Source organism: Methylobacterium thuringiense, assembly GCF_022179645.1.
Classification (GTDB): domain Bacteria; phylum Pseudomonadota; class Alphaproteobacteria; order Rhizobiales; family Beijerinckiaceae; genus Methylobacterium; species Methylobacterium thuringiense.
In genome coordinates this window covers 41042-53145 of sequence record NZ_BPRA01000010.1, presented here as the reverse complement: position 1 = coordinate 53145, position 12104 = coordinate 41042, and the positions used below count along the sequence as shown (strand labels likewise).

The following is a 12104-nucleotide window of genomic DNA, read 5'->3' as shown; positions in this document are numbered from 1 at the left end:
CTGAACGGGCCTTTCCCCGATGCAGACTGCGCGTCCGCGCCGCACGCGACCGCTTCCGCAAGGCCCTCTTCGAGCGGATTTAGGCGTTCTGTATCAATGGTTTGAGAGGAATCATTGAAGCTTTGCGAGAGCTCCGTCGGATGCCCCAAGACGCTCGGAATAGCTGTCATGAACTTGAAATGAACGTATTCCCCGCTTAACTGGAGATGAACGAAAGGCCCGCCACACTGGGCTGCCACAGACGAATCGGGAGACCGACCATGTCGAACGGACTGTTCCAGAACCTGCCGGGTGCCCATGAAATGGGCTCCGCGAGCGCTCTGCCGAACGAGCCGTGGCTGCTTCCGATCAGCGACACGATCGCCGCCGCCCCCTCTTCGGACGACCTTATGGCCGGCGTGCGCCAGTCGGCCCGTCCTTTCCGGATCGCCGCGAACGCGCTCTGCGCCGTGCTGGCGCTGCTGCTGACGGCGCAGATGACCACGGGCTGGGTCGGTTCGCCCTCGCATCCCTCCACGGGCCAGATCGCCGACGCGACCCCGCCGACCATCGCCGTCGAGAAGGCCGCGCTGACCGTCAGTCACTGACGGGCCGGTCGCCCCCTCACCCTTCGCTGACTTACGCATTCTGGCGCGCCGGCTCCCGGCGCGCCTTTTCGTTGTCCGGCGCATCGACCTGACCCGGGCGCAGCGAGGCCGCCATGGCCTGGAGGCGGCCCTGCGGGTCCTCCGGCTGGATCACGCCGGCCGACATCACGAGCTTGGCCGCGTCGTCGACGCTGATGGGGAGTTCGATGATCTCGGAGCGCGGCAGGTAGAAGAAGAAGCCCGTGGTCGGGTTCGGGGCGCAGGGCAGGAACACGCCGACATAGTCGTGGCCGCCGGTGCCTTCCGCCGTGACCTCACCCTTCGGCAGCGCCGCCTGCACCTCGACGCCGGCTGGAGCCGACAAAAAAACCACCGACCACGTGCCCTTCACCGGAAACTCGACGAGCCCGACGGTGCGGAACGAGGTGCCGTTCGCCGAAAACAGCGTCTCGAAGATCTGGCGCAGGCCCCGGTAGAGGCCGGAGATCACCGGGGTTCGGGCGAGCAGCACCTCGCCGAACTCCACCACCGAGCGGCCGACGAGGTTGGCCGTCAGGAAGCCCAGCAGCGTCACCGCGACGAAGGCGATGACGAGGCCGAGGCCGGGAATCGAGAAGGGCAGGTAGTGGTCGGGCAGGTAGCTCGCCGGCACCAGCGGCTTCACCCAGCCGTCGATCAGCGCGATGATCCACCAGGTGATGTAGATCGTGATCGCCAGCGGGCCGGCGACGATGATGCCGGTGAGGAAATAGGTCCGCAGACGGCCCCGCGCACTCACCCGCTTCTTGGGCGAGAGGGGTTCGGGATCCGGGATCGGCGAGATGGTTGGCGCCACGGATGTACTCTGGACCACGGGGCTGTCGGACATGCGCCGTCAGGTCCCCCCTCCAGAGGTAGCCGGTCGCTCCCCGCGCCTCAAGAGCGCGGCCGTGCCCAATCCGCCGGAAGCCCTGTGCCGCCGGCCTTCGCCGTCGACGGCGAAGGCCGGCGCAGGACACGGCGGCGCAGCACGTAGAGCGTGAGGCCGGTGGCCGCGAAGAGCGGCATCGCCAGGGCGGCGAGGGCGAAGGCCAGGGCGAAGACGTCTCCGAAGAAGCGGCCGCGATGCACCTCCAGCATGTTGTCGGCGAGCCTCTGGCCGAGCGGCTTGTCGTCGTAGCGCTTGGATCCGAGCACCGCGCCCGTCGCCGGATCGAAGGTGGCCTCGTTGCGCGCCTTCGGGTGGTCGGCGTCCTTGGCCAGCCAGCGGATGCGGATCGCGGTGGCGTCCGGCCCCGGCAGGGTCAGGATGGCGAGCGCCGCCTGCCCGCCCTCGCCCTTTTGAAAGGTGCTCCAGGCTGCGTCGAGCGCCAGCGGCCCGTCCGGCCCCTTGCGGCCGAGCACGCGCCCGGCCTTCGCTTCCGGCGCCTTGCCGGTGAGCACCCAGGTCGCGCCGGTGCGGTACCAGTCGTAGGACCACCACAGCCCCGACAGGGCGATTACGAGGTAGACCGGCAGCAGCCAGGTGCCGGCGATGCTGTGCAGCGACCACCAGCGCGCCCGGCCCGGCCGTGCCAGGTTCGGCTTCAGCCAGATCCGCCAGCGATGGATTTTCGGCCAGCGCAGGTACAGCCCGGTGGCGAGGAACACGAGGAGCGCCAGCGCGCAGGCCCCGGTGATCTGCCGGCCCCAGCCCTTGCCTTCGCCGGGAATCAGCAGCCAGCGGTGCAGCTCGCGGATCGTCGCGAAGGTCGTCTCCCCGCGGGTCTCGCCGAGCAGCATGCCGTCATAGGGGTCGAGATAGACGGAGGGCGGCCGGGCGCCGGTCCTGGCGTCGTAGACGAAGCGGGCGCGGACCGCCCGTCCCGGCTCGCCGGAGAACGTCAGCGCGTTCACCTTCAGCGGCGGGCACGACGCCTCGAGCCCCGCCACCAGTGCCTGGGGCCCGAGGAGCGGGCGCTCGCTCACCGCGACCACGGCCCGGTCGGTGTTGAGGAGGTCGATGATCGCCTCCTCGTAGCTCATCAGCGCCCCGGTCACGCCCATCAGCGCGAGCACCAGCCCGGCGGTGAGGCCGAGCGCCCAGTGCAGGCGGAAGAGGATCTTTCGCAGAGTTAGCCCCATCCCCTCACCAGAAGACGCGGGCCGAGGCGATGGCCTGGAAGGGCTCGCCGACCTGGACGCCGAGATTCGTGCCGATGGAGGAGGTGTAATAGGTCGTGTCCGTCAGGTTGCGCAGGTTGAGCTGCAGCGTGGTCGGCTGGCCGTGCACCGTGGTGTCGTAGGCGATGAAGGCGTCGGCGACCGCGTAGTCCGGCATCCGGAAGGTGTTCGCGGCGCTGCCCGGCCGTGCGCCGACGTAGCGCCCGCCGATGCCCGCTCGCAAGCGCCCGTCGCCCAGCGCACCGAAATCGTGGGTCAGGAACACCGAGGCGGTGTGGGGCGCGACGTTGAGCAGTTCGTTGCCCTTCAGCGTCGGGTCGGCGGTCACCACCGCGTCGGTGTAGGCGTAGGTGGCGATGACGCTCCAGTCCGGCGCGATCTGGCCGGCGACGTCGAGCTCGAAGCCGCGCGAGTTCACCTTGCCGGCGGTACGGCTGAAGGAGATACCGCCGATCACCTCGGTGTAGAGCACGTTCGATTTGTCGATGTCGTAGAGCGCGGCGGTGGCGGTGATGCCGTCGAAGATCTCCGCCTTCAGGCCGACCTCGTAGGCCTCCCCCTCCTCCGGCGGCAGCGCGCCGATGGCGCTGGCGATGGACGAGTTCGGCCGGAAGGTCTGGCTGTAGGAGGAGTAGACCGACAGGCTCGGCGTCAGCAGGTAGACGAGGCCGAGGCGGGGCACCACGCGCCCGCCCGACACGTCGGTGTTGGTGCTGAACGGGCGGCCCTTGCCGGCGATCTGCGAGAAGTCCTGGTAACGCAGGCCGCCGACGAGCAGCAGCTGTTCGGTCAGCGCGATCGTGTCCTGCGCGTAGACCGAGGCCGTGGAGATGCGTTCGCGCTGGTCGCTGTCGACGGCCGAGATGGCGAAGCTCTGCGGCAGCAGCCCGTAGACCGGATTGAAGATGTTGAAGCGGGTGTTGTTCGGCCCCCGGATCAGGCGCGTGCGCAGCACGTCCGAGTAGTCGTAGGACGCGCCGACCAGCAGATCGTGCTCGAAGCCGAGGACGCTCTCCTTGCCGGTGAAGTCGAGCCGGCCCGAATGCACGGAAAAGTTCGAATCCTGGGTGGCGTCGGCCCGGCGCACCAGGGCGTTGGTGGCCGGGTTGTAGGAGACCACCCGGGCCTGGTTGTCCTGGTAGAAGTTGTTGCTGAAGGCGTAGTTCAGGTTCGCCTTCCAGGTCGAACCGAAATCGTGCTCGATGTTGAGGCCGGCGACGTGGTTCTCGCCTGCGGTGATGTTGTAGCGCTCGTCGAAGCGGCGATCGCGCGGCACGTTCACCGGCTTGCCGCTTCGCAGATCGAAGATCGTGCCGCGGTCGAACGGAAACTTGTAGTGCGACCACTCGTAGGAGACGGTCACGCGGGTGTCGTCGCCCTGCCAGGTCAGCGAGGGGGCGATCACCTGCTGGTTCTGGGAGCCGAAATTGCGCCAGTACTCGGCGTTGCGGTGCTGCGCGATGAAGCGGTAGGCGAGGTTGGTGCCCTCGATCGGCCCGGTGAAATCCGCCTCGACGCCGCCGCCGTTGAAGCTCGTGCCGAACACCTCGAGATAGCCGGCCTGAACGAAGCGTGGCTTCTTGGTGACGATGTTGATGAGGCCGCCCGGATCGAGGATGCCGTAGAGGGCCGAGGCCGGACCTTTCAGCACCTCGACGCGCTGCGTCGTCGGCATGAACGAACGCGGCAGCGCGGTCCTGAGGCCATCGCGAAGAATCGAGCCGTCGCGGTTGTCGCCGAAGCCGCGGCGGATGAAGGCGTCCTGCGTGCCGCCGAGCGTGTTGGTCTGTGTGATGCCCGAGACGTTGTAGAGCGCCTCGTCGAGGGTCCGCACCGCCTGGTCCTGGAGCGCCTGCTCGGTGACGACCGCCACCGCCTGCGGGATCCTGAGGATCGGCGTCTCGGTGCCGAGCGCGATCGAGGAGCGCACCGGCTGGTAGCCGCGCGAGACCGCCTTGCCGTCGCCGCTGACCGAGAGCTCGTCCAGCGCGATCACCGGATCGCTCGGCCCCTCCGCTCGGGCCGGCAGGGCCGGCATCAGGGCGGCGGCCAAAATCCCGGCGGCGATCGTCCTCGACATGGTGTGGTGTCCGTCCGGCGGATGCGTCGCGCGCCGGGCCGATCCCGATGCCGCCTGGACGCCTCCGTCGCCCTCTGCGGTAGGTCACGCCTTCTTGAGGGGTCAAATACATTTATAGTTGTGTTAACAGCTCGCCGGGATATTTATAATTATTCCAATGACAAAATCGAAGTCGTACTTGCAGTATTCGTGAGTTATTTACCGATTCGAACCGAACAGGCGTCGCATCGAACGGACGTTGCTTGCGTGTGCCCTCGATCCGGTGTCCAACCCGGCCGCCGGATTGCGTGACGGCTGTGGCCGCCGGGACACGGGGGGCGTCGTGAGACGTCCGCGGGCGTTTCTCCGTCGCAGCACGACGGCCGGACCGAGTCACCGCCGTATTCGTCGTGCAACCGCACCCGGCTCACGGTGCCGTGCGCGTCGCGGTTCTTTCGCTCGCCCCAGGAAGATCGGGCGTGGTGGAAGGCACGTCGCCCTCCTTGTCGCTCGCCGCGGGCTCCGCCTTCCCTGCAAGGACGCGCGCGGTCTCGGAATCCCGGTAGGGGCCGTGGGAATCTCAGAGACGAATCGGAATCAGCGTCCGCAGCCGCGCATCGCGCAGATAGAGGCCACCCCAGAGGAGTAGGCCGAGATAGAACCCGAACAGCAGGTGGCTGAACACCGGGCTGCCGACGCGCAGATGCGTGGCCATCGCCCCGCCGAAATAGCCGGTGAGCAGGATCGCCCCGAGCACCGCGGTGCGCGGCGTCGCGTAGAGCAGCGTGCAGACGAGCGTCAGCACACCGAGCCCGCGCGCCATCTCGATGCTTGCCGGCCAGCCGAGCGCCGTCAGTGTCTCGGTGACGGGGGCGATCGGCACGAGCTTGATGCCGGCGTCGAACAGCAGAAAGACGATGACGAGGCCGCTCATGCCGCGACCGGCGAGCGTCATGGCCCGCGTGTTTGTCTCGGGCTGCAGCATTGCCGACATGGTGGTGTCCCTCGGGCTCGGTGGCGGGATGATACCCGGAGGACGATCGAAGCGTTGCCGTTCCGACATCCGGTCTCGACAAGGCCTTCGGATTTCACCCGGCCACGCGTGCCCCGCCCTCCCCCAGCCCGTCGAGCTGCATCCGGATGAAAGCCGCCTCCGCCGCGGTGCCGGCGAGCGCGATCGCCCTGTCGAAGCTGACCCGCGCCTCCTCCCGCCGGCCGAGCTCGTTCAGGAACGCGCCGCGGGCGCCGTGGAAGTAGAAGTAGCCGGCGAGGTCCTTTTCCAGCGGCGCGATCAGCGCCAGGGCGTCGGCCGGCCCGCGCGCCTTGAACACGGCGACCGCGCGGTTGAGCGTCACCACGGGCGAGGGCTGCATCCGCTCGAGGCTGGCATAGAGGTGGTCGATCTGCGGCCAGTCGGTTTCGGCGGCCGTCGCGGCGCGGGCGTGGAGGGCGGCGACGGCTGCCTGGATCTGGTAGGGGCCGGGCCGGTTGTGGCGCATCGCCTTGTCGAGGAGCGCGAGCCCCTCCCCGATCATGCCGCGATCCCAGGCCGCGCGGTCCTGGTCCTCCAGCAGCACCACGGCGCCGTGCGCGTCGAAGCGGGCGGCGGTGCGCGCATGCTGCAGCAGCATCAGCGCGGCGAGACCCATGATCTCGGGCTCACCGGGAAAGATCTTCTGGAGCAGTCGGACGAGGCGGATGGCCTCGTCGCAGAGAGGCGCGCGGGCTGCGGTCTGGTCGTAGCCGGCGGAATAGCCCTCGTTGAAGACGAGGTAGAGCATCGCCGCCACCGCCGCGAGGCGCTCCGTGCGCTCAGCGGGACCCGGCGCCTCGAACGGCACCGCGGCCTTCGCCACCCGCCCCTTGGCGCGGGTGATGCGCTGCTCCATCGCGCTCTCGCCGACGAGAAACGCGTGGGCGATGCGCGCCACCGGCAGGCCGGACACGATGCGCAAGGCCAGCGCGATCTGCTGCGTCCGCGGCAGGTCGGGATGGCAGCAGATGAACAGCAGCCGCAGGATGTCGTCGCGATACTGAGATCCGTCGAGGCGCTCGGCGAGCGCGCTCTCGGCATCCTCCAGATCCGAGAGCCTTTCTTCGTCCGGCAGCGCCTCGAGGCGGCTGCGCTTGCGCGCGGCGTCGACCCCGGCGTTGCGCCCGACCAGGATCAGCCAGGCGGCGGTGTCGCGCGGCGGACCGTTCTTCGGCCAGGACGCCAGCGCCCGCAGGCAGGCTTCCTGAAACGCCTCCTCCGCCGTGTCGAGATTGCGAAAATAGCGCAGCAGGGCGGCGACCGCGACGGGCCGCGCCCCGGTCAGCGCCTGCTCGATCCAGTCGAGATCGCTCATGGTGCGGCGGCTTTCGCATCGAAGAAATTGGCGACGGGGCGCAGTTCGTAGCTTCCGCCGGGATTGGCCGCGCCGAGTTCCTTCGCGATGGCGAGCGCCTCCTCCAGCCCCGCGACCTCGACGAGGTAGAAGCCGAGCAGCTGCTCCTTGGTCTCGGCGAAGGGGCCGTCGACGACGAGCGGCGGCTCGCGGTCCTTGCGCAAAGTCGTGGCGGCGGTGGTCGGCATCAGCCGGGCGACCGGCCCGAGCCGGCCCTCCCGCGCCAGCCGCTCCTGAACGACCGCGAGCTTTTGCATCACCGCGTCGTCCTGCTCCCGGCTCCAGGCGCAGACGGCATGTTCGTCGTGATAGCAGAGGATGGCATAGAGCATCGGTCGGTCCCGCTTCGTCTCCGAGGACGGGCGAGATTAGCCGTTGCCGACAGGGTGGCGCAAAAACTTCGCCGTGCGTTCGACGACAAACTACGTGGGCAACTTTCCCACGAAATGCTGTAACAATCGGCCCTCAAACACGGTCCCTACCTGCAGGAGACCGATCGATACCCTCTCCCCGGCGGAGCGGCCTCCGCGTCCACGAATTCCTGACTCTTGCCTTCGGACTGGTCTGCGCCGGGGTGATCGTGGCGACCGAGGATGCGCCGCGGATCACGCCGCTGGTGGTGTCCTACGGCGCCTTCGGGGCTGCGAGCGAAGCCCCGGGCGGCCTCACCTCCGGTTGCCTCGGGATCGTGGGGCTGCTGCGGTGCCGATAGCGGCACGGCGCGTGATCCGGACTGGATGCCCGCCCCTGCTCACAGCCGCGGCCGCGTGGTAGGCGACGCGCGGGATCGGCCCTGACGGCATCGGCGTGTCCGGGCCTCGGCACGAGGAGACCCTGGATGAGCGACACGCAGACGATCGCCCTGGCCCTGCATGGCGGGGCGATCCCGAACCGCAGCCGCGACTATGCCCGTGATATCGAAAACATGCGCGGTCTCGTCGAGACGGCCCGGGACCGGCTGCGGGCCGGGACCTCGGCACTCGACGTCGCGGTGGAGACGATCGCGGCCCTGGAGGCCTCGGGTCTCTACGCCGCCGGTCGCGGTTCGTCCCCCAACAGCGCCGGGCATTACGAACTCGATGCGAGCCTCGTCGACGGCACGACGGGTGCGGCCGGCGCGGTGGCGGCGCTGCAGGGCTTTCGCAGTCCGATCCGGGCGGCCCGCGCCGTGATGGAGGCGACTCCGCACGTGCTGCTCGCCGGGGACGGCGCCGCGATCTTCGCCCGCGAACAGGGCCTCGACGCGATCGAGCCCGGACAAGACTGGTTTACCCATGCCGGGCTCGAGGGCGGCCTGCCGCCGCCGGGCGAACTCGCCCACGGCACCGTCGGCTGCGTCGTGCGCGATGCGCAAGGCCGGCTCGCCGGCGGCACCTCCACCGGCGGCGTCTTCGGCAAGCTGCCCGGCCGCGTCGGCGACACGCCGCTGGTCGGCGCCGGGGTCTGGGCCGACCGTGCCGTCGCGGTGTCGTGCACCGGCCAGGGCGAGTACTTCATCCGCGCGGCCGCCGCGGCGCAGGTGGCGATGCGGATGCGCTTCGGCCGGGCGAGCCTGGAGGACGCGACGCGGGGCGCGCTGGCCGACGTTGCGGCGCTGGGCGGCGAGGGCGGTCTGATCGCGATCGATGCCGAGGGCCGCGTCGTCATGCCGTTCAACGCCGCCGGCATGAAGCGCGCGGCGCTCCACCGCGACGGAACGATCGAGGCGGCGGCGTTCTGATTTTTTCCGAGTTATCTGTTCGGGTAGCGCGGTCTCTTTTCCCTCCCCCTTGTGGGGAGGGGCCAGGGGTGGGGGTGGCTCAGGATCGAGCGTTCCGGTGCCGTCTGCACCACCCCCACCTCCTCCCTCCTCCCCACAAGGAGGAGGAGAGTGCCAGCCTCGACCGGGTCGGTGAACGGCAGTCGCAAAGGGCCCTACTCCGCCGCCGCCATCCGTGATTCCTCGGACGGCACGTCGGGCGCGTTCGGATCGCCCGGCGCCGTCTCCCAGCCGAGCGCCGGGATCGCGACGGTTCTGAGGTTCCGAAACCCGGCGCGCACGGCGATGTGGCCCTTGCGCTCCAGGAACGAGATCATGCCGCGGGCGCGACCGGCCGAGCGGGTGCCGCAGATCCGGGCCACCGTGGCGTCGGGCGGGCATTCGGCCCGGCTCATCGCCGCGCGGGCGAACAGCAGGAACAGCGTGCGATCCTCGACCGGCACGTCCTCCGCGGCGGCGAGCGCCTGCTGCCAGCGCTCGTCCGAGGCGTCCATGGTGTCGGCCCCGGCCTTGGCGAAGGCGAGCAGCCGCCGGAACTCGTCGCGGTCGGCATGGCCGGGCAGGCGCTTGAAGCGGTGGGCGTAGGAGAACTCGTTGAAGAGCTTCTGCTCGTCCGCGAAGGCGTTGTCGGGGTTCGCGATGATCTCCTGCACGATCGCGCGCAGGATCGCCTCGCGCTCCTCGGCCGGCATCGCGGGGATCGGCGGGTGCTCCGCGTCGTCGGCCTCGCGCCGCTCGGCGATCCTGGCGAGCATGTCGTTGACGGAAGGAGGCGCGGGCACGGCCGCGCGGCGTTCCGCGACCGGGCGGGCCGCCGCCATCGGCACGGGGGCGAGCAGGGCTTCCCGCTCCTCCAGCGTGACCTCGCTCGGCGGTGGCGTCAGCCGCGGCGCGCTGCCCAGCGCGCTGGCCGTGACGGAGGCGACCGTCACATGGGTCGGGCGCCGGTAGAGCGCCGGCCCGAGCGCCATGAAGTGCCCGCGGCCGAGATCGCGGAACATGTCGGTCGAGCGCCGGTCCATGCCCAGGAGATCGCCGGCCCGGGCCATGTCGATGTCGAGGAAGGTGCGCCCCATCAGGAAGTTGGAGGCTTCCGCCGCGACGTTCTTGGCGACCTTGGCGAGCCGCTGGGTCGCGATGATGCCGGCGAGCCCGCGCTTGCGGCCGCGGCACATCAGGTTCGTCATCGCTCCGAGCGAGATCCGGCGCGATTCCTCGGAGAATTCGCCCTTCTCGACGGGAGCGAAGAGCTGCGCCTCGTCGACCACGACGAGCGCCGGATGCCAGTGCTCCCGGTCGGCGTCGAACAGGGCGTTGAGGAAGATGCCGGTGGCCCGCATCTGGCCCTCGACCTCGAGATTCTGCAGGTCGAGCACGGCCGAGACGCGCGACTGGCGGATGCGCAGGCCGATCGTCTCCAGCTCGACGTCGCTGCGGCGCGCATCGATCACGACATGCCCGTAGCGCTGGCTCAGCGAGACGAAATCCCCTTCCGGGTCGACGACGATCTGCTGAACCGTGCCGGCGCTCTGCTCCAGGATGCGCATCAGCAAATGCGACTTGCCCGAGCCGGAATTGCCCTGGACCAGCAGCCGCGTCGCCAGCAATTCCTCGATGTCCATGACGGCCGGCTCGGCCTGGGCCCCCTTCGTCACGACGTCGCCGAGGACGATCTCGATCTTCATACGGTGTTCCGCTCGGGGCCCGCGCGGCCCCTTCGTTTGCTCGATCAAAGCCCGGTTTCGCGGGCGATGTCCACCGAGCCGGGGGCACACTCAGCGCAGGCCGCGCAGGGCCATCTCTTCCGGCGCCTGCCCGGCGGCGTCCTGGCGCGCGAGAACCTCCGCGAGGTCGAGGGGCCGATAATCGCAGGCGTCCGCGCCGACGTCGCAGGAGCGGCTGGTGTCGGGCAGGCAGGCATGGGTGTGCCCATAGAGGTGACGCGTCCCGCGCCAGAAACCGGCCCAGCTGCGATGCGGGTAGTGCGACAGGAACAGCCGCCAGGGCTGCCCGGCGGCGTCCGCGACCGTGATGCGGGCGCTCTCCACCGGAGGCGCGTGCCACGGCAGTTCGAGCACTCGGTTGGTGTCGTGGTTGCCGCGCACCAGCCGCTTGATGCCGTTGAGGCGGCCGAACACCGCCGCGCAATGCGCCCGGCTGGCATCGGCCGCGAAGTCGCCGAGGTGCCAGACCTCGTCGTCCTCCGCGACCACGGCGTTCCAGCGCGCGATCAGGGCTTCGTCGTGGCCCTCGACCGAGCCGAACCGGCCGCGGCGGCGCTGGACGAGGGCCGCGTCGCCGAAATGCGTGTCTGCCGTGAAGAAGGTCGCCATGGAGTCCGCGGAGGAAGGGCGCCTGCCGAGCCGGCGGCGCGAGCGTCGTCGACCCGCGAGGTGGCGCAGACGGGATGCGCCGCAAGCCGCTGCGGCGCGCGGTCGCCATGCGGCGTCATGAACCGGGTGGCACCGGATATCGCGGGCCGGCGCGGCGTTGCCGTCGTTCTTCAACCCAAGGATCTATCGATGACCCGGTTCACCCTCGCTCTTGCGGGCGCCATGGCGCTCGCCTCGCCCGCTTTGGCCCAGACCGCAGCAGCTCCCGCCGCCCCGACGGGCGCGCCGGCCACCACCGGTGCCGTCATCGGCGGACAGAACAACACCGGCGGCGGGACGGACGTCACGGTTCCGCGCGGCGCGACCGGGGCCGATACCTACCAGTCGAACTCGGCCGCAGCCGGCAATGCCAGCCAGCCCGAGCGCGCCGTACCGCAGGGCAGCGGCGGGGCCGGCGGCAGCGGCAACGCGAACTGAGAGCGTCGCGCCCGCACCGTTGCAAGAACCGCCCGGCGCAGGCCGGGCGGTCGCTGCCCTACTCCGCAGCGCCGATCTCGAATTCCATGCCGCGGCCCGGCCCCTGGTCGGCGTATCCGACGAGCGTGTAGCCGCGATCGGCAAGGGCCGCTTCGAGGTCGTCGCGGTGGCGACGGAACATCTGGCCGATGGCGAGCGGCGTCAGCCGTGGATTGCCCTGCCGGAGCGCGTCGACCCCGATGGCGAGCGGTGCGCCGTCCCGGTCGACGATGCGAACGATCGCCGCGGCCAGTTCGGCCGCCTTGCTCTCGGATGCCGATTTCGCCTTGAACGCCATTCCGCTCCTCAAGCTTGCCGAGG

The 12104-nt window shown here is 69.9% G+C and carries 12 protein-coding genes; 3 read left to right on the top strand and 9 right to left on the bottom strand.

Annotated features, from left to right (window positions below):
• Positions 1 to 260: 260 nt before the first annotated feature.
• The gene (locus MFF07_RS11870; RefSeq protein ID WP_147820383.1) at positions 261 to 587 is read left to right on the top strand and encodes a hypothetical protein; all 327 of its coding nucleotides are present in this window, start codon (positions 261 to 263) and stop codon (positions 585 to 587) included.
• Between the two features lie 31 nt (positions 588 to 618).
• Here the strand turns inward: MFF07_RS11870 and MFF07_RS11865 are convergent, their stop codons facing one another.
• The 6 genes from MFF07_RS11865 to MFF07_RS11840 all read right to left on the bottom strand — a co-directional run bounded on the left by MFF07_RS11865 (position 619) and on the right by MFF07_RS11840 (position 7507).
• Positions 619 to 1455: a DUF502 domain-containing protein gene (locus MFF07_RS11865; protein WP_147820385.1), complete on the bottom strand. Its 837-nt coding sequence runs from the start codon at positions 1453 to 1455 to the stop codon at positions 619 to 621.
• A gap of 47 nt (positions 1456 to 1502) precedes the next feature.
• The gene (locus MFF07_RS11860) at positions 1503 to 2690 is read right to left on the bottom strand and encodes a PepSY-associated TM helix domain-containing protein (protein WP_238232023.1); all 1188 of its coding nucleotides are present in this window, start codon (positions 2688 to 2690) and stop codon (positions 1503 to 1505) included.
• Positions 2691 to 2694: 4 nt separating this feature from the next.
• Positions 2695 to 4809 (bottom strand): TonB-dependent siderophore receptor, encoded by a 2115-nt coding sequence (locus MFF07_RS11855; protein WP_147820389.1) that lies wholly within the window; start codon positions 4807 to 4809, stop codon positions 2695 to 2697.
• A gap of 559 nt (positions 4810 to 5368) precedes the next feature.
• Positions 5369 to 5782 carry a DoxX family protein gene (locus tag MFF07_RS11850; RefSeq protein WP_147820391.1) on the bottom strand — a complete coding sequence of 138 codons (414 nt, stop codon included), beginning with the start codon at positions 5780 to 5782 and terminating at the stop codon, positions 5369 to 5371.
• Positions 5783 to 5876: 94 nt separating this feature from the next.
• Positions 5877 to 7136 (bottom strand): RNA polymerase sigma factor, encoded by a 1260-nt coding sequence (locus MFF07_RS11845; RefSeq protein ID WP_238232020.1) that lies wholly within the window; start codon positions 7134 to 7136, stop codon positions 5877 to 5879.
• On the bottom strand, positions 7133 to 7507 hold the full coding sequence (locus tag MFF07_RS11840; RefSeq protein ID WP_147821777.1) for a YciI family protein: 375 nt from the start codon (positions 7505 to 7507) through the stop codon (positions 7133 to 7135). Before MFF07_RS11840 ends, MFF07_RS11845 begins: the two co-directional genes overlap by 4 nt.
• Before the next feature lie 506 nt (positions 7508 to 8013).
• Between MFF07_RS11840 and MFF07_RS11835 the strand changes: the two genes are divergently transcribed.
• Positions 8014 to 8895, top strand: a complete 882-nt coding sequence (locus MFF07_RS11835) for an isoaspartyl peptidase/L-asparaginase family protein (protein WP_238232018.1) — start codon at positions 8014 to 8016, stop codon at positions 8893 to 8895.
• A 194-nt stretch (positions 8896 to 9089) separates the two neighbouring features.
• On the opposite strand, the gene MFF07_RS11830 is transcribed toward MFF07_RS11835, so the two are convergent.
• Together MFF07_RS11830 and MFF07_RS11825 are read right to left on the bottom strand one after the other, a co-directional pair.
• Positions 9090 to 10619, bottom strand: a complete 1530-nt coding sequence (locus MFF07_RS11830) for an ATP-binding protein (protein ID WP_238232016.1) — start codon at positions 10617 to 10619, stop codon at positions 9090 to 9092.
• Positions 10620 to 10709: 90 nt separating this feature from the next.
• On the bottom strand, positions 10710 to 11267 hold the full coding sequence (locus MFF07_RS11825) for a metallophosphoesterase (RefSeq protein ID WP_147818331.1): 558 nt from the start codon (positions 11265 to 11267) through the stop codon (positions 10710 to 10712).
• Positions 11268 to 11456: 189 nt separating this feature from the next.
• Here MFF07_RS11825 and MFF07_RS11820 point away from each other — a divergent pair, with 189 nt between their 5' ends.
• A complete protein-coding gene (locus MFF07_RS11820; protein WP_147818330.1) occupies positions 11457 to 11744 on the top strand; it encodes a hypothetical protein in 288 nt (95 codons plus the stop codon).
• A 58-nt stretch (positions 11745 to 11802) separates the two neighbouring features.
• Here the strand turns inward: MFF07_RS11820 and MFF07_RS11815 are convergent, their stop codons facing one another.
• A complete protein-coding gene (locus MFF07_RS11815) occupies positions 11803 to 12081 on the bottom strand; it encodes an adenylosuccinate synthase (RefSeq protein ID WP_147818329.1) in 279 nt (92 codons plus the stop codon).
• Positions 12082 to 12104 lie beyond the last annotated feature (23 nt).

What these genes read in the sequence shown, in the direction of transcription:
- MFF07_RS11870 (WP_147820383.1), top strand. Translation starts at nt 261, where the DNA reads ATGTCGAACGGACTGTTCCAGAACCTGCCGGGTGCCCATGAAATGGGC.
- MFF07_RS11865 (WP_147820385.1), bottom strand. Translation starts at nt 1,455, where the DNA reads ATGTCCGACAGCCCCGTGGTCCAGAGTACATCCGTGGCGCCAACCATC.
- MFF07_RS11860 (WP_238232023.1), bottom strand. Translation starts at nt 2,690, where the DNA reads ATGGGGCTAACTCTGCGAAAGATCCTCTTCCGCCTGCACTGGGCGCTC.
- MFF07_RS11855 (WP_147820389.1), bottom strand. Translation starts at nt 4,809, where the DNA reads ATGTCGAGGACGATCGCCGCCGGGATTTTGGCCGCCGCCCTGATGCCG.
- MFF07_RS11850 (WP_147820391.1), bottom strand. Translation starts at nt 5,782, where the DNA reads ATGTCGGCAATGCTGCAGCCCGAGACAAACACGCGGGCCATGACGCTC.
- MFF07_RS11845 (WP_238232020.1), bottom strand. Translation starts at nt 7,136, where the DNA reads ATGAGCGATCTCGACTGGATCGAGCAGGCGCTGACCGGGGCGCGGCCC.
- MFF07_RS11840 (WP_147821777.1), bottom strand. Translation starts at nt 7,507, where the DNA reads ATGCTCTATGCCATCCTCTGCTATCACGACGAACATGCCGTCTGCGCC.
- MFF07_RS11835 (WP_238232018.1), top strand. Translation starts at nt 8,014, where the DNA reads ATGAGCGACACGCAGACGATCGCCCTGGCCCTGCATGGCGGGGCGATC.
- MFF07_RS11830 (WP_238232016.1), bottom strand. Translation starts at nt 10,619, where the DNA reads ATGAAGATCGAGATCGTCCTCGGCGACGTCGTGACGAAGGGGGCCCAG.
- MFF07_RS11825 (WP_147818331.1), bottom strand. Translation starts at nt 11,267, where the DNA reads ATGGCGACCTTCTTCACGGCAGACACGCATTTCGGCGACGCGGCCCTC.
- MFF07_RS11820 (WP_147818330.1), top strand. Translation starts at nt 11,457, where the DNA reads ATGACCCGGTTCACCCTCGCTCTTGCGGGCGCCATGGCGCTCGCCTCG.
- MFF07_RS11815 (WP_147818329.1), bottom strand. Translation starts at nt 12,081, where the DNA reads ATGGCGTTCAAGGCGAAATCGGCATCCGAGAGCAAGGCGGCCGAACTG.